This window comes from Pseudenemella bisphenolivorans (assembly GCF_051133435.1).
Lineage (GTDB): Bacteria > Actinomycetota > Actinomycetes > Propionibacteriales > Propionibacteriaceae > JAAYAO01.
Map to the genome: position 1 here is coordinate 221,795 of NZ_JBPGNY010000001.1, position 15,176 is coordinate 236,970.

Annotated in this window: 14 protein-coding genes; 3 read left to right on the plus strand and 11 right to left on the minus strand. The window is 67.5% G+C overall.

Annotation, left to right across the window (positions count from 1 at the left end):
* Positions 1–43 precede the first annotated feature (43 nt).
* The 11 genes from ACR4XW_RS01070 to ACR4XW_RS01120 form a co-directional block, all read right to left on the minus strand.
* The gene (locus ACR4XW_RS01070) at positions 44–1,006 is read right to left on the minus strand and encodes a gluconeogenesis factor YvcK family protein (RefSeq protein WP_434758659.1); all 963 of its coding nucleotides are present in this window, start codon (positions 1,004–1,006) and stop codon (positions 44–46) included.
* Complete coding sequence (rapZ, locus tag ACR4XW_RS01075) at positions 1,003–1,869, minus strand: RNase adapter RapZ (protein ID WP_434758660.1); 867 nt, start codon at positions 1,867–1,869, stop codon at positions 1,003–1,005. Before rapZ ends, ACR4XW_RS01070 begins: the two co-directional genes overlap by 4 nt.
* Before the next feature lie 7 nt (positions 1,870–1,876).
* Positions 1,877–3,814 (minus strand): excinuclease ABC subunit UvrC, encoded by a 1,938-nt coding sequence (gene uvrC, locus ACR4XW_RS01080; protein WP_434758661.1) that lies wholly within the window; start codon positions 3,812–3,814, stop codon positions 1,877–1,879.
* Between the two features lie 27 nt (positions 3,815–3,841).
* Positions 3,842–4,591 carry an SDR family oxidoreductase gene (locus ACR4XW_RS01085; RefSeq protein WP_434758662.1) on the minus strand — a complete coding sequence of 250 codons (750 nt, stop codon included), beginning with the start codon at positions 4,589–4,591 and terminating at the stop codon, positions 3,842–3,844.
* Complete coding sequence (locus ACR4XW_RS01090; protein ID WP_434758663.1) at positions 4,584–4,859, minus strand: GNAT family N-acetyltransferase; 276 nt, start codon at positions 4,857–4,859, stop codon at positions 4,584–4,586. Before ACR4XW_RS01090 ends, ACR4XW_RS01085 begins: the two co-directional genes overlap by 8 nt.
* A 19-nt stretch (positions 4,860–4,878) precedes the next feature.
* Positions 4,879–5,994 (minus strand): glycosyltransferase family 1 protein, encoded by a 1,116-nt coding sequence (locus tag ACR4XW_RS01095; RefSeq protein ID WP_434758664.1) that lies wholly within the window; start codon positions 5,992–5,994, stop codon positions 4,879–4,881.
* Complete coding sequence (locus tag ACR4XW_RS01100) at positions 5,994–8,525, minus strand: sodium-translocating pyrophosphatase (RefSeq protein WP_434759386.1); 2,532 nt, start codon at positions 8,523–8,525, stop codon at positions 5,994–5,996. Before ACR4XW_RS01100 ends, ACR4XW_RS01095 begins: the two co-directional genes overlap by 1 nt.
* Positions 8,526–8,796: 271 nt before the next feature.
* Positions 8,797–9,408, minus strand: coding sequence for a response regulator (locus ACR4XW_RS01105; protein WP_434758665.1), 612 nt, complete (start codon positions 9,406–9,408; stop codon positions 8,797–8,799).
* Positions 9,405–10,676, minus strand: coding sequence for a sensor histidine kinase (locus ACR4XW_RS01110; protein WP_434758666.1), 1,272 nt, complete (start codon positions 10,674–10,676; stop codon positions 9,405–9,407). Before ACR4XW_RS01110 ends, ACR4XW_RS01105 begins: the two co-directional genes overlap by 4 nt.
* A gap of 34 nt (positions 10,677–10,710) precedes the next feature.
* Positions 10,711–11,490 (minus strand): ABC transporter permease, encoded by a 780-nt coding sequence (locus ACR4XW_RS01115; protein WP_434758667.1) that lies wholly within the window; start codon positions 11,488–11,490, stop codon positions 10,711–10,713.
* Positions 11,487–12,428: an ABC transporter ATP-binding protein gene (locus tag ACR4XW_RS01120; RefSeq protein ID WP_434758668.1), complete on the minus strand. Its 942-nt coding sequence runs from the start codon at positions 12,426–12,428 to the stop codon at positions 11,487–11,489. Before ACR4XW_RS01120 ends, ACR4XW_RS01115 begins: the two co-directional genes overlap by 4 nt.
* A gap of 197 nt (positions 12,429–12,625) precedes the next feature.
* On the opposite strand from ACR4XW_RS01120, the gene ACR4XW_RS01125 reads away from it, so the two are divergent.
* Genes ACR4XW_RS01125 through ACR4XW_RS01135 form a run of 3 tightly spaced genes read left to right on the plus strand, consistent with a single transcriptional unit; the run spans position 12,626 to position 15,171 of the window.
* Positions 12,626–13,093, plus strand: a complete 468-nt coding sequence (locus ACR4XW_RS01125; RefSeq protein ID WP_434758669.1) for a QcrA and Rieske domain-containing protein — start codon at positions 12,626–12,628, stop codon at positions 13,091–13,093.
* A 14-nt stretch (positions 13,094–13,107) separates the two neighbouring features.
* Entirely contained in the window at positions 13,108–14,022 is a 915-nt protein-coding gene (locus ACR4XW_RS01130; protein ID WP_434758670.1) for a diacylglycerol/lipid kinase family protein, read from the plus strand.
* Positions 14,023–14,052: 30 nt separating this feature from the next.
* Positions 14,053–15,171: a hypothetical protein gene (locus ACR4XW_RS01135; RefSeq protein WP_434758671.1), complete on the plus strand. Its 1,119-nt coding sequence runs from the start codon at positions 14,053–14,055 to the stop codon at positions 15,169–15,171.
* The last annotated feature ends 5 nt before the right edge of the window (positions 15,172–15,176 follow it).

Here is a 15,176-nt window from a genome sequence, read left to right on the forward strand (position 1 = left end):
TTGCCACATCACGACAGCGGTGCGGATCGGGCTCGGAACGGGCTCAGGAGCGGCTGGCCAGGCCGAGGAGTTCGGCATAGGCCGAGCCGAGACGCAGATGGTCGTGCCGGGGTGATCCGTCGCGAACGGCCAGGTCGGCCACCACCAGTTCGCCGCCCAGGGAGGTGACGAAGGTTTCCAGGTGGCGGTCGTTGAAAGCGAAGGATTCGTCGGCCAGCACCCAGTCCAGGCGCAGTTCCGGGGCGTGGTCGGCCAGCACCTCGATGTGTTGGGAGGCGGTGAATCCGTCGGTCTCGTCGGCCGGCTTGAGGTTCATCGTCACGATGCGCTTGGCCGGGGATTCGATGATCGCGCGACACAGCTCGGGTACCAGCAGATGCGGTACCACCGAGGTGAACCACGATCCGGGGCCGAGAATCAGGTAGTCGGCCTCGCAGACCGCTTGCACGGCCTCGGCGCAGGCCGGCGGGTTGTCCGGGATCAGCCGGATCTCGCGCACCTGTCCCCGGGTGGTGGCCACCCGGGCCTGTCCGCGCAGCGGGGTGACGTCGTCGTGTTCGTGGCCCAGATCCCACACGTCCGCCTCGATCTCCAACGGGATCGAGGCCATCGGCAGTACCCGGCCGCGGGCGCCCAGCAGCCGGCTGATCAGGTCGAGACCCGAGACCGGGTCGCCGAGTTCCTGCCACAGCGCAGCGATCAGCAGGTTGCCGACCGCGTGCCCGGCCAGCGGCCCGTCCCCGTTGAACCGGATCTGCAACAGGTCGGCCCAGGTGCGCCCGTCCCAGTCGTCACCGCACAGGGCACTGAGGGCCATCCGCAGGTCACCGGGGGGCAGGCAGCCGAACTCCTCGCGCAGCTTGCCCGACGATCCCCCGTCGTCGGCGACGGTGACCACCGCGGTGATCTGGTTGGTGATCCGGCGCAGCGCCGACAGGGAGGCATGCAATCCGTGGCCTCCGCCGAAGGCGACCACCGAGGGGGGACGATGACTCAGCGTGGTCATGACCGCTCCACATCCCGGTGCATCACCTTGGTGGGCATCCCCAACTCACGGAGCCGGCGACCGAACTCCTCGGCCATCGCGGTGCTGCGGTGCCGTCCACCGGTACAGCCGATCGCGACCGTGCCGAAGTACTTGCCCTCGTGCAGGTAGCCCGGTTGCACCGTCAACACCAAGGATTGCAGCCGGTCCAGGAAGGGCACCGCGCTGGTTTGGCCGAGTACGTAGGAACGCACCGGCTCGTCCAGGCCGGTCAGCGGACGCAGTTCGGGCACCCAGTGCGGGTTGGGCAGGAAGCGCACGTCCATCACGAAGTCGGCGTCGATCGGCACCCCGTGTTTGAAACCGAAGCTCATCACCGTCATCCGCAACTGTTCGGCACGTTCGGCACCGAAGGCGTGCGAGACCCGCGACCGCAGTTGGTGCACATTGAGTCGGGAGGTGTCGATCATCAGGTCGGCCGCACCGCGCAGCGCGGCGAGCATGTCACGTTCGCGGTGGATGCCGTCGAGCAGTGGGCCGTCCCCCTGCAGCGGGTGCGGACGGCGGGCCGAGTCCTGACGGCGCACGATCACGTCGTCGGTGGCCTCCAGGTAGAGGATCTCGGGGACGATGCCCTTGGCCTGCAGCTCGGTGAACATCACCGGTACCTGGCTGAACAGGTCGCGGGAGCGAACGTCGAGCACCACGGCGAGTTTGTCGTAACCGGCGTCGGCCACCACCTCGCACAGTGCGGTGACCATGCCGGCCGGCAGGTTGTCCACGACATACCAGCCGGAGTCCTCCATCGCGTTGGCTGCGGTGGAACGGCCGGCCCCCGACATGCCGGTGACGATCGCGACGCGGGGTAGCTGGTTGGTGCTCACCGTTCCATCATGCCTGTTCTGTGAGGATTTCGCCGGTAGCGGTGTTGATCGCCGGGGCGGGTTCGTGCTGGGCCACCACGGCGACGATCGCCTCGGCGGTCGCCACCCCGATGCCGGGCACCTCGGTGAGCTCGTCGACACCGGCGGCGCGCAGTTTTCGCAGCGACCCGAACTTCTTCAACACCGCGGTGCGCCGGGTCGGGCCCAAGCCCGGCACCTCGTCCAGCAGCGACTCGATCATCGCCTTGGAGCGTCGGCCCCGGTGATGGCTGATCGCGAACCTGTGCGCCTCGTCGCGGATCCTTTGCAACAGGTAGAGACCCTCACTGCTGCGCGGCAGGATCACCGGATAGTCGTCGTCGGGCAACCACACCTCTTCGAGCCGTTTCGCCAGGCCACAGACCGGGATGTCGCCCAGCCCGAGTTCGGTGAGAGCCTGCCGGGCGGCACCCACCTGCGGTTTGCCGCCGTCGACCACCACCAGGCCCGGGGCGTAGGCGAAGCCACGGGGACGTTCCTCCGGCGGCAGTTCCTTGTCGGCCAAGTAGCGGCTGAACCGTCGGGTCAGCACTTCGCGCATGCTGGACGTGTCGTCGCGGGCATCGCGCACCAGAAACCGGCGATAGTCACCCTTGCGGGCCAGGCCGTCCTCGAAGACCACCATCGACCCGACGGTTTCGGTGCCCTGCAGGTGCGAGATGTCGTAGCACTCGATCCGTAGCGGTGCCTGCGGCAGGCCGAGGGCGTCGCGGATCTCCTCCAGGGCCCGGTTGCGGGTGGTCAGGTCGGAGGCCCGGCGGGTGCGGTGCCGCACCAGAGCTTCCTTGGCGTTGTTGGTGACGGTGTCGAGCAGGGCCTTCTTGTCCCCGCGGCGCGGTACCCGGATGGTGACCCGGGCTCCGCGCAGTTGGCTGAGCAGGTCGGCCAGCACCTCGGGCTCCGGCGGCAGGCCAGGTACCAGTACCTCACGGGGTACCGGGGTGACCGAGCCGTTGGTTTCGGCCTGGTCGGCGTCGCCGTAGAGCTGCACCAGGAAGTTCTCGATCAACTGGTCGGTGCCGGAGTCGTCGGCGCGGTCGGCCACCCAGCCGCGCCGGCCGCGGATCCGGCCCTGTCGGACGTGGAAGATCTGCACCGACACCTCGAGGGGGTCTTCGGCCAGGCCGATCACATCGGCGTCGGTGCCGTCGGTGAAGACCACCGCGTTCTGTTCGTTGACCTTGGCCAACGCGGCCAGATCGTCGCGGATCCGGGCGGCGCGCTCGTACTCGAGGTTCTCGGCCGCCTCGGCCATCTCCCGCTCGAGCCGCCGGGTGAGCTGTTGGGTGTGGCCCGACATGAACTGACAGAAGTCGGCCACGATCTCCCGGTGCGCCGCGGCGTCGATGCGTCCCACGCAGGGGGCGGCACATTTCTCGATGTAGCCGAGCAGGCAGGGCCGGTTGGCCCGCTGGGCGTTGCGGAACACCCCGGTCGAACATGACCGCATCGGAAACACCCGCAACAGGGTGTCCACGGTTTCCCGGATCGCCCAGGCATGGCTGTAGGGGCCGAAGTACCGGTTGCCCTTCTTCTTCGCCCCCCGGCCCACGAACACCCGCGGGAACTCGTCGGCCCAGGTCACCGCGAGCCAGGGATAGGACTTGTCGTCGCGGTACTTGATGTTGAACCGCGGTTCGAACTGTTTGATCCAGGAGTACTCGAGCTGCAGGGCCTCGACCTCGGTGGACACCACCGTCCAGTCGACCCGTACCGCAGTGGTGACCATCCGGCGGGTGCGTTCCAACAGGCCGGCGACATCGGCGAAGTAGGAGTTCAGCCGCGGCCGCAGGCTCTTGGCCTTGCCGACGTAGATCACCCGGTCTTCGGAGTCCCAGAATCGGTACACCCCCGGGGCAGTGGGGATCTCCCCCACTGCGGGACGGTACTGGGACGGGTCGGCCATTCCTCCAGCCTACGTGGGCCGGCGAGCTCAGCCCGTGATCACGGGGCGGACGACGATCTCCTCGACCATGGCCTGTGGGGCGGCGTCGACCGCGAGCCGTACCGCGGCGGCGATGGTCTCGGGGGCGACGTACTTCTCACCACGGTAATCGTGGTTGCCCAGCGTGGCCTGCAGTTCACGCTGCATATCGGTGTCGACCCGTCCGGGGTGGATCGAACAGACCCGCACCTGCTCGCGTTCCTCGGCGCGCAGCGAATCGCCCAGGGCGCGCAGGGCGAACTTGGACGCGGCGTAGACACCGCTGTTGGGTGAGGCGTTGTGCCCGGCCCCGGAGTTGATCAGCACCACCTGACCCCGGTGCTCGCGCAACAGCGGCAACAACAGCCGGGTCAGTTCGGCGACCGCGAACACGTTCAGATCGAAGGTGCGCTGCCACATCTGCGGGTCGCTGTCGATGATGTGGCCGTACTCGGCGATTCCCGCCGAGTGCACCACCACGTCCAACCGGGACAGGTTCAACGCCTTGACCGCCTCGGCCACCGCGGCCGGGTCGGACAGGTCGGCGACGAACGGCCAGGCCTGGCAGGAATCGATCGTTTCCAGTTCGGCCACCACGGCGTTGACGGTGTCGGCCTTGGTGCCACCGACCAGGACATGGTGATCGCGCGCCAAGTCACGGGCGACGGCCAAGCCGATGCCCCGGGAGGCGCCGGTCACCAGCGCGATCGGTCGTTTACTGGTTGCCCAGTCGCTCGGTACGGGCTGCGGTTCAGTCAACAAGGTCTGCATACTCCGGATGCTTCTCGATCCAGGCCCGGACGAACGGGCATTCGGGATTCACTCGCTTACCGTCGGCCCGCGCCGCATCGACGGCTGCGCGCACGATGCGTCCGCCGATGCCTTCGCCCTCGCGGTGTACCTCGGTGTGCGGGATGGTGATCGTGTCACCGTCGACGGTGTAGTCGGCGAAACCGACCACCTCGTCGCCGTCACGAGCCTCCCATCGGCTCCGTTCGGGATTGTCGATCACCACGATCTCGCTCATGCCTCCACCTTAACGCTCATCAATGTTTCGATTCGTTGCCGGCTTCGTTGAGTGCTTCGAGTCGTTGCCAGCCGAACCATTCGGACACCGCATCACGCATCGCCGCCTCGAAGGCGGTGTCGTCGTGGTTCTCGCGCACCCAATCGACGAAGGACCCGCCCACCAGGGCGTCCAGTTCGGCCCGGCAGGCCTCGGTGTCGGTGACCGCCCGGTACAGCATCTCCTGGGCCTCGTCGAGATTGCGGTAGATGAACGGGTAATCCTCGGGCAGCAACTGCGGCACCCATTCCCGCTCGGGAAAGATGCCGATCGCACCGGACACCATCGCCTCGACATAGCCCAAGCCGTAGGACTCCTCGGAGGCGGTCGCCAGGAAGGCGGTGGTACCGGCCAGCGCCTCCCAATACCCTTCGCGGGTCGAGGTCAGCGGCCCCACCCAGGCCCACTGCCGGGTGGACATCTCCATCGCCGGTTCGCTGGTGAGGTGCTTGTGATGCAGTCGCATCTCGACCTTCAGCGGAGTGCGCTTGGCGACCGCCGTGACGGTGTCGATGAAATCCCAGGGACGTTTGCGACCGTGGACGTAGATCGCCGGGTACAACACCACCGGCACGGTCGGCTCGCGGCGCGGTTGCACCCGGCCCAGATGCACACCAAGCTTCGACCAGGCCAGCTCGGCCCGGTTGGCGAGCTGCGGGATCGTCCAGCGGTCGACGATCTCGCGCACCTCGCTGGCGGTGCGTTCGGAGTTGGCGAAGGTCGGGAAGAGCGCGAAGGAGAGCCCCAGCAGGGCCTGGTTCACCAGGTGGTGGTACTCCTCGGAGGCATTCCACCAGACGAAGTTCATCACCTTCGGCTCGGCGGCGGTGGTGTGCAGGACACCCCATACCTCGGTGGAGTCGATGACGTCCATGTTGATCACGACGGTGTTCTCGGCGTCGATCTCGTCGAGCGGCAGCACCTCGTAGCCGTTGACCTGTTGCCGCTCGGTGCCGATCAGGATGGCCGGCTCGAACAGGTTCAACAAGCGCCGCACCAGCACCGGGCCGGCCTGATGACCGTGAATCGCCCCGGCCGGGTCGATCAGCCGTTCATTGCCCGTTTCAGTCGTGCCGTACTTGATGGCGATTCTCATCACCGGCTCCTTTCGCTCAGTGTGTTGTCACCGTGGGACACGCTATCGATCTCCGGATCGGGCGGGGTGGTGCGGCCCCGCGATGTTCGTCCGGAGCTGTCGCGGGCCATTTCACCGCTGATCCGCATCTTGTAGAACGACCGCCAGACGAAGACCATCGCGACCACCAAGAAAACCGCAGCGGCCACCCAGGTCCAGCCGCCGGCGCCCCGGGCGGTGAGGCTGACGGCCAGTTCGACGGCCAGCAGACCGAACAGGGTGGTGAACTTGATCACCGGGTTCAACGCCACCGACGAGGTGTCCTTGTAAGGGTCGCCGACGGTGTCACCGACGATCGTGGCATCGTGCAGGCGGGTGCCCTTGGCGTGCAGGTCGACCTCGACGATCTTCTTGGCGTTGTCCCAGGCGCCACCGGCATTGGCCATGAAAATCGCCTGGTAGAGGCCGAAGATCGCGATCGACACCAGGTAGCCGATGAAGAAGTACGGCTCGATGAAGGCGAAGGCCAAGGTGGCGAAGAAGACCGCCAGGAACATGTTCAACATGCCGCGCTGGGCGTACTGGGTGCAGATTTCGACGACCTTGCGGGAGTCCTCGGTGGAGGCCTTGGACACCCCGTCCAGCTTGATGTTCTCGCTGATGAACTCGACCGCCCGATAGGCGCCGGCGGTGACCGCCTGGATCGAGGCGCCCGTGAACCAGTAGATGATCGCGCCACCGGTGATCAGCCCGAGCAGGAACGGCGGGTGCAGCATGGACAGGTTCTCGATGCCGGTGGTCAGACCGTCGGTGAGGCCCATGATGATCGAGAAGATCATCGTGGTGGCACCGACCACCGCGGTGCCGATCAGTACCGGCTTGGCGGTGGCTTTGAAGGTGTTGCCGGCTCCGTCGTTCTCCTCCAGCATCTGCTTGGCGTTGTCCCACTGCGGGGTGAAGCCGTGCTCGCGTTCGAGTTCTTCGTCAATGCCGTCGATCTCTTCGATCACCGACAGTTCGTAGACGCTCTGGGCGTTGTCGGTGACCGGGCCGTAGGAGTCGACCGCGATCGTGACCGGGCCCATGCCGAGGAAGCCGAAGGCGACCAGACCGAAGGCGAACACCGCCGGGGCGAGCATCACCGCGTCCAGCCCGAGCAGGGAGATGCCGAAGGCGCCGGCCATCAGCACGATGATGCCCAGACCCAGGTAGAGGCCGGAGAAGTTGCCGGCGACCAGGCCCGACAGGATGTTCAACGAGGCGCCGCCCTGTCGCGAGCTCTTCACCACCTCGCGGACATGGGCGGAGTTGGTGGAGGTGAACACCTTGACCAGTTCGGGGATCAGTGCTCCGGCCAGGGTGCCGCAGGTGATGATCGCCGACAGTTTCCACCACAGGCCGTCGCTGAGGTGGTGCAGCAGCAGCCAGGAGGTAATGAAGGTCATCACGATGCACACCACCGAGGTGATCCAGACCAGGTTGGTGAGCGGGTGTTCGAAGTCCATCCGTTCGGCGTTGCCCCATTTGGCGCGGGTGATGGCGTCGTTGACCAGGTAGGAGACCGCCGAGGCGATCAGCATCACCGCGCGGATCACGAACATCCAGACCAGCAGGGTGACCTGCATCGTCGGGTCGTGCACGCCGAGCAGGATGAAGGTGACCAGGGCGACGCCGGTCACGCCGTAGGTTTCGAAACCGTCGGCCGAGGGGCCGACCGAGTCACCGGCATTGTCACCGGTGCAGTCGGCGATCACGCCGGGGTTGCGGGCGTCGTCCTCCTTGATCTTGAACACGATCTTCATCAGATCGGAGCCGATGTCGGCGATCTTGGTGAAGATGCCGCCGGCGATGCGCAGCACCGAGGCGCCCAGGGATTCACCGATCGCGAAGCCGATGAAACACGAGCCGGCGATCTCCCCCGGTAGGAAGAGCAGGATCACCAGCATCAGGAACAACTCGACGCTGATCAGCACCATGCCCACCGACATGCCCGAACGCATCGGAATCTGGTGTACCGGGTAGGGCTTGCCGCGCAACGAGGCGAAGGCGGTGCGCGAGTTCGCGAAGGTGTTCACCCGGATGCCGTACCAGGCGACCGCGTAGGACCCGGCCATCCCGATCAGGCTGAAGGCGATCACGATCGCGACCCGCCCCCAGGAGAAGCCGACCAGGAATTTGTAGTACGAGACGATCACCACCGCGATGAACACCCACAGCACCATCAGGAACTTGCCCTGCTGTTGCAGGTAGGCCTTGCAGGTGGTGTAGATCAGCTCGGAGATCTCGTGCATCGAGCGGTGCACCGGCATCCGTTTCAGTTGGGCGTAGGTGAGCACGCCGAAGCCGAGGCCGAGGACACAGATCGCCAAGCCGATTCCGAGCAGCACCTTGCCCGACATACCACCGAGGAACGCCACCTGACCAAGGTCGGGAAGCTGCAGATTGGCCTCGCCACCGATCTGGTGATCACCCGGTTGTTCACCCGGGCTGCCACAGCCGGCCAGGATCAGGGTTCCGAGCACTGCGGCGACGAGCGCTCGCCGACGGGTGATGAGGGTGGAGGCGGCCGGTTTCGATCGGCCCGCATTCTGTGGGACGGGAGTGCGCTGTGCTGTCACGGTGCGTCCTTGGGGTGAAGGTCCGGCGGTTCCGGTTCAGGAATAACTCTAGGACGTTGTGTAGTAGGGAATGCGGCAGGGTCGGAGGGTTCCGCGTGCACCACCGGAGTGGATGAAAACGCACCCGAAACAGCCAATTCCAGCCGAATTTGCCCCTCAGGGCAGGTTTCGGGTGCGGTTGTGGCCACCGCGCACCGGGTTCCCCCTACAGCAGGCCGCGCTGGTAGGCCACCCGCACGGCTGCGGCCCGGTCGTTGACGCCGAGCTTGTCGTACACCCGCGCCAGATGGGTCTTCAGTGTGGTCTCGGAGACCGCGAGCCGGGCTGCGGCCTCACGGTTGGTGCCTCCGGCGGCGATTTCCCGCAACACATCGCTCTCGCGGGCGGTGAGTGATACCTCGGTGCTGCGCCCGGACAGTGCTCGCAGGGCGGCAGCGGTCAGTACCGGACGCCCGGCGGCGAGTTCGCGGACCGCACGCACCAGGTCGGCCCGTGGGGTGTCCTTGAGCAGGTACCCATCGGCGCCCGCCTCCAGGGCGACCCGAATGTCGTGGTCGGAGTCGTAGGTGGTGAGCACCAGAATTCGTGGGGCGCGCGCCGACCGGGAGCGCAGCTCCCGAATCGCCTCCACCCCGTCGCCACCCGGCATCCGCAGGTCCAGCAACACCACGTCGGGAGCCTCGCGTTCCACCACGATCAACGCCTCCCGACCACCGGCGGCCTCCCCCACCACCTGCAGGTCATCCTCCCGCGACAGGATCGTGACGATGCCGTCGCGCACCAAAGGATGGTCGTCGACCACCACCACCGTGATCATGCCGCTGCCCCCTCGTTCGGCAACCGGGCCATCAGGGTTGTCCCGGTAGCCGGGCTGCTGTCCACTTCCAAGCTTCCCCCGGCTCGGGTCAGCCGCTCGCGCATCCCGGCGAGGCCGTGTCCGGCCGGCTGGTCGTGCGGGTCGAAGCCGTGGCCGTCGTCGTGCACCATCAGCGATACCCGGTCGGTCCCGAAGGCGAGTTCCATGCCGACCCGTCCGGCGTCGGCATGTCGGGCCACGTTGGCCAAGGCCTCCTGGGCGACCCTGATCAGCACGTCGTCGTGGCCGGTGGCGGCCCGACGGCCGGACACGGTGAACTCGGCGTCGATGCCGGTGGCCGAACGCCACTGCCCCAGCAGGTCGTCCAGGGCCAGGGGCAGGTCGGCATCGTCCAGTCGCGGCGAGGCCAACGCTTGCACGGCGCTGCGCGCCTCCGCGAGCGCGTCGCGGGCCGCGGCGTCGGCGATCCCGAGCCGACGCCGGTACTCCTCCGGATCGTCGGCGTCGGAGGCCGCCTCCAGTTGGGTGATGATCGCAATCAGCCCCTGGGCGACGGTGTCGTGTATCTCCCGCGACAGCCGTCCGCGTTCCTCGGCGACCCCGGCCTCCCGGGCCTGATCAACCAGTTGCTCCTGCAGGCTCGCGGCCAGCTCCTGCTGGGTGCGCAGTTCGGTGTTGGTGGCTCTGAGTTGGTCGATCAGCCGCGTACGTTGCCGGTCCAGGGTGGACATCAGGGCGGCGATACCGAAGTTGAGGGCGATGAAGGCCGCGATTACCGGTGGCAGGAAGATCGTCGAGTTGGGTCCACCGGTTTGGGAGAAGCCGGCCAACACGGCGGTCAGGGCGATGCCGGCCCACTCCTCGGCCCGGCTCGGTAGCCGGGAGGCCTCGTAGTAGCCGATGAAGATGTACAAGCCGAAGATCGGACTGATCGCGATGGCCAGCCCACCGAGGACGGCGTTGCCCCAGTAGCAGGCTCGCGCCTGGTTGAGCGTGGTCGTGGGTCTGGCCCAGAACAGGCGCAACCCGATGAGCGCCGCCACCAACACCAACAACCAGGGAATCCTGGCCGGGGCCACGACCTGCGGTTGCCAGCCCGCTATGACCAGCGAGATGACCAGGGATGCGCCGAGCAGCAAGAAGGCGACGACGAGGTTCGGCCGATACCGCTCGGCGGGTGTCGGCGCGATCCCGTGCCGGGCACTGCCCGAGTGATCGTCGGCGGCAACCACGCGCTCGCCCCGTCCGGAGTGGCCGTGGCGGTTCATGGGGTCCATCCTGCCTCAGCAGCTTCCCCGGTGGTCACTCCCAGCGGAAGGTGGCCCGGGCCAACAGGGCGCCGGCGATGACCCAAGCCAGCAGCACCACGAAGGGCTGCCACCCGACAGCGGCCCCCTGGGTGGCCCCGAGCATCGCCTCGGCCGCCGCTCCGCCGGGGGTCAGGTCGGCGACCGTCAGCAACCAGTCGGGGAACTGCGCCCGCGGGAACCACATTCCGGCCGCTCCCCACATCACTGCGGCGATCACGTTGCCGACCCCGGACGCCACCTTGGAATTGCCCACCACAGCCGCCAGGGCGGTGCCCATCGCGACGAAGGCCAGGATGGCCCCGAAGGTTGTCACCGCGAACAGCGCCGGGTGCTCGGGTATCCCGGCCCCGAACAGTGCCGGGATGACAACGATGATCAGGTTCACCAGGACGGCCACGATCGTGACCAGCAGGAACAACGCCAGCAGGAGGGTCACCGGGGAGGCGGGGGTGGTGCGCAGCCGGCGCAGCACCCCGATTTCGCGGTAGCCACCAAGGATCGCCGGCATGACCGTCAGCCCGAGGATCGACCCGCTGAACAGGCACAGAATTGGCACATAGCTCTGGACCACCGAGAACCCGCCCATCTGGTCGAGCGGTTGGCGGGCCCCGGGGATCGCCGACATCACAACCACTGCGAGCAGCGGCAGTAGCGCCCCGAAGATCATCGTGGCCGGTTCGCGCAGCAGCAGTCGGGTCTCGTTGCGGAACTGGGCCGCGAGGACGGTGCCGAAGGTGGCCCGGGGCGCTCGGGTGGAGGCAATGGTGGTCATGGCTGCTGCTCCTGGGTCTGCTGCTTGGGGTTCTGCCGGCGCATCTGCTCGTCGGTGAGGGTGAGGTAGGCCTCGTCCAGCGTCGGGCTGGTCACGCGCAACTGTTGGACGGTCACCCCGTGGGCGGCCAGCGCACCCAGGACGGCCTGGGGGCTGTCCGCATCGCCGGTGATGATCACCCGGCCGTGGCGCTCGATGACCTCGGTCACGCCGGGCAGGTCGCGCAGGATCGCCGGGTCGAGGTCGGTGGGACGGGTGAAGGAGGTCTCCTGGCGGCCGGTGGCACGGGTCAGTTCGTCGGGGGTGCCGGACGCGACGATCCGTCCGTCGTCGATCACGATCACCCGGTCGCAGAGGTACTGGGCCTCTTCCATGAAGTGGGTGACCAACAACATGGTCACCCCGTCGGTGCGCAGCGTGCCGAGGTAGTCCCAGATGTCGCGGCGGGCCGCCGGGTCGAGGCCGGTGGTGAGTTCGTCGAGGAAGGCGATCTGCGGCCGGCCGATCAGGGCCAGCGCCACCGACAGGCGTTGCTGCTGGCCACCGGACAGTTTGTCGAAGCGGGCGTCGGCACGATCGCTCAGCCCGAAACGCTCGAGCAGGTCTTCGATGGGCACCGGGTCGGCGTAGAAGGCGGCGAACAGGTCAAGGGCCTCGCGGGTACGAATTCGGGCGGGCAGTCGGCACTGTTGGAGTTGCATACCGAGCACCTCACGCAGGCGTGGCGGGCTGTCGGCCGGGTTCATGCCGGCGATCAGGACGGTGCCTGCGTCACGGTCGCGCAAACCGCCGATGCATTCGACCGCGGTGGTTTTTCCGGCCCCGTTCGGGCCCAGGATGCCGACGATTTCGCCCTCGTCGACGTGCAGGTCGATCCCGCGGAGTACTTGTCGGCGGCCGTAGGACTTCTGCAGGCCGGTCACCTCGATCAATGCCATGGCTCCATCGTCTCGGCGAGAAGCGGTCAGCACGTCCTCCAGCCGCTCCGACTTCGCCTCATCCGATCGGATGACCCTCGTGTCGCAACGGCACAGCCGGTCATGGATGAAAACGCACCCGAATCGGGCCTTTGCGGCCGAAACTGGCCTTCAGACACCGTTCTGGGTGCGTTTGTGGCTCGCCTAGGATCGATGTCGTGATCGCCAAGCCTGAGAATGAAGAAACTGCCGACCTGATCGACACCGCCGACACCGAGGTTGGTGTTGACCGTCGCACCCTGTTGAAGGGGGTGGGGGTGACCGCACTGGTGGGTGCCGCCGGGGTGGGCCTGAGCGCCTGCACCGAGCCGCGGGATACCGGCCGACCCGACGAAGGTCCCACCGAGACCGTCAATGCCGCCGACGTGCCGGTCGGTAGCGGCAGGATCTTCGAGAACTACGTGGTCACCCAACCCACCGAGGGTGAGTTCAAGGGCTTCTCGGCGGTCTGCCCGCACCAGTTCTGCAAGGTGACGGTGGTCAAGCAGACCAACATCGTGTGCCAGTGCCACGGTTCGGAGTTCGACATCAACGACGGTGCGGTCACCGCCGGGCCGGCCCTGGAGCCGTTGCCGAGCGCTCCGGTCACCGTCAAGGGCGACACCATCGAGGTGGGTGGCAACTGAACCCTCCGCCCGCGATGGCCAAGGTCGCGTTGATTCTCAATCCGATGGCGCGACCGGCCGGGCACGCCCGGCTGCTGGAGTTGGTGCGCGAAGCGGTCGGTGATCTCACCATCGCCCGAACCACCCCCGAGGAACCGGGCTCGACCCAGGCCGCCCGGTCAGTCGACGAAGGTGCCGAGCTGGTGATCGCCGCCGGTGGCGACGGAACCGCCCGCTCGGTGGCCCTGGGTCTGGCCGGCACCGGGGTGCCCATGGCGGTGATCGGCCTCGGCACCGCCAATGTGTTGGCCCGCAACCTCGGACTCCCCCGCGGTGTCGCCGGGCAGCTACGGGTGGCCCTGACCGGGGCGACCAAGCGGGTCGACGTGGGTCGGGTGGCCTTCGGGGTCGGTGACCACGACTGGAGCGTCGAGGACGGGTTCGTGGTGCTGGCCGGGGTCGGCCATGACGCCGCGGTCTTCGCCGACACCGACAAGGCGGTGAAGCGGAAGTTCGGTTGGCCCGCCTACCTACTGCGCGGCACCCGCCGGATGACCCATCCCCCACTGCCGATGCGGATCACCATCGATGGCGTGGAAACCGACACCGAGGCATGGTCGCTGTTGGTCGGGAACTATCCGGGTATTCCGGCCGGAGTTCAGGTTTTTCCGGGGGCTCGCCCCGATGACGGGCTGCTCGAGGTGTTGCAAGCTCGGGTCAAGCATCCCGTGCAATGGGTGCCGGTGGCGGTCAGTGGCTTCACCCGGCTCCCGGTGTGGGGTGCCGGACTGGTCCGATCGCGGGCGCGCGAGGTCATCGTGCACCTGCCCACCGCGGCCGGGGTGCAACTGGACGGGGATCCCGTGCAGCAGACGACCCGGGTCAGGTTTCGGGTCGATCCCGGTGCCCTGTTGATCCGAATGCCCGCCCGGGGTGCGGCACGGCCCTAGAATCGAGCGGTACCCAATTTTGGAGTCTTGATGAACGCTGCCCTGATCGTGCTGTCCATCGTCGGCATGCTGGTCACCCTGACGGCCCTCGCCGCCGCGGTGGCCGGAGTTCGACGGATGGCGATCACCGCCCGGGCGCACAAGGCCCTGCCCGGCAGCAACGAACGACCCGGGCAGGTGCTGTGGCAGGTGCGGGAGGTCAGCGAATCGCCGCACCTGCGGTTCGTCGCCAACAAGGACATGACCGATACCGACCTGGCGATGATCAAGGTCGAGGAAACCCTGTCGGCCCTGCCGCCCGGCCACCGCCAGTTGGCCAAGATGCAGGCCGACCAACTCGTCAATGCCCGGGCGGTGCGCGGCGCCGTGGTCGAGAACCTCTCGGGCCTGCCGGAGGCGACCTACCGCGATCTTGCCGACGGGGTGTCCAAGGGCCTGGTGCAGGGCATGTCGGCCAAGGAACTGCCCGCCGGCCACAAGCATGTGCGCAAAGCGATCACCTCCGGCAAGGACACCCAGCGCCCGTTGAGTACGACGGGCACCGCGTTGGTGCCGGCCGGCGACCCGGTGATGAACCAGATCCACGGCTGGTTGCGCCAGTTCGGGGTGGCCGGCCGCAGCCTGACCACCTCGTCGACCTTCGCCCAACTCGCCGACATGGGCCTGGGGCTGGCCCAGGAGATGTTGAACTGGGGTCGCCCCGGCGGGGCCTCCCCCGAAGCCCGCCGGCTGGTGGACGCGATGGAGGACCTGGGCGAGTTGGTCACCCCCGCCTACCTGTGGCAGGTCACCGAGTACAGCGAAACCGCGCTGCAGAACGCCACCGCCGCGGTACACCGGATGGAAACCGAACTGGCCGCCTCGAAGCGCGGGGAGGCGTTCCGGCGCACCTGGTGGCCCAGCGTCGGCGACAAGATCGCCGAGGACGCCCTGGCCCACGGTCGGCAGGTACTCACCCAGGAGCACCAGGCCCACCGCCGACTGACCGCGGCGATGGAGGAGATCGCGGTGGCCGACCCGAAGGTGCGCGGGACGGTGTGGGCACTAATGCTGCGCGATGTCCCCGAAGGTGCCATCGACGGACCCGATCTGCGCGCCTTCACCCCGACCCTGGACGCCTATCTGGCCACCCGTCGCGGGCGCCGCTGACACGC

Coding starts and splice junctions, on each gene's coding strand:
- ACR4XW_RS01070 (WP_434758659.1), bottom strand. CDS start 1,006: ATGACCACGCTGAGTCATCGTCCCCCCTCGGTGGTCGCCTTCGGCGGA.
- uvrC (WP_434758661.1), bottom strand. CDS start 3,814: ATGGCCGACCCGTCCCAGTACCGTCCCGCAGTGGGGGAGATCCCCACT.
- ACR4XW_RS01090 (WP_434758663.1), bottom strand. CDS start 4,859: ATGAGCGAGATCGTGGTGATCGACAATCCCGAACGGAGCCGATGGGAG.
- ACR4XW_RS01095 (WP_434758664.1), bottom strand. CDS start 5,994: ATGAGAATCGCCATCAAGTACGGCACGACTGAAACGGGCAATGAACGG.
- ACR4XW_RS01105 (WP_434758665.1), bottom strand. CDS start 9,408: ATGATCACGGTGGTGGTGGTCGACGACCATCCTTTGGTGCGCGACGGC.
- ACR4XW_RS01110 (WP_434758666.1), bottom strand. CDS start 10,676: ATGAACCGCCACGGCCACTCCGGACGGGGCGAGCGCGTGGTTGCCGCC.
- ACR4XW_RS01115 (WP_434758667.1), bottom strand. CDS start 11,490: ATGACCACCATTGCCTCCACCCGAGCGCCCCGGGCCACCTTCGGCACC.
- ACR4XW_RS01120 (WP_434758668.1), bottom strand. CDS start 12,428: ATGGCATTGATCGAGGTGACCGGCCTGCAGAAGTCCTACGGCCGCCGA.
- ACR4XW_RS01130 (WP_434758670.1), top strand. CDS start 13,108: ATGGCCAAGGTCGCGTTGATTCTCAATCCGATGGCGCGACCGGCCGGG.
- ACR4XW_RS01135 (WP_434758671.1), top strand. CDS start 14,053: ATGAACGCTGCCCTGATCGTGCTGTCCATCGTCGGCATGCTGGTCACC.